Source organism: Bacillus infantis, from assembly GCF_050107595.1.
Lineage (GTDB): Bacteria > Bacillota > Bacilli > Bacillales > Cytobacillaceae > Bacillus_AB > Bacillus_AB infantis_C.
Genome location: NZ_JBNILH010000047.1, coordinates 1 through 255, shown reverse-complemented (window position 1 = coordinate 255; position 255 = coordinate 1). Strand labels below are relative to the sequence as shown.

Sequence of the window (255 nt, the reverse complement as noted above, 5' to 3'; positions counted from 1 at the left end):
GAATGGAGTTTGGATCTCCTTGTCAATTTGAAAATACAAAAGAGGGATTTGAGCAATTCTTGAATTGGATTTCTGGAATTAAAAAAGAACAGCGTATGGACAAAGTGATGGTTGGCATGGAGCCAACGGGCCACTATTGGTTTAACCTCGCTCATATTTTAAAAGAAAACGGAATTAAGTTTGTCGCAGTAAACCCCTTGCACGTCAAGAAAAGCAAGGAGTTGGATGATAACTCACCTACCAAGAATGATGTGA

1 protein-coding gene is annotated in these 255 nt (G+C 39.2%); it reads left to right on the top strand.

The features are described 5' to 3' along the window. A partial coding sequence (locus ACQCVH_RS25375; protein ID WP_426838416.1) for an IS110 family transposase occupies window positions 1-255 on the top strand: 255 nt, incomplete at both ends.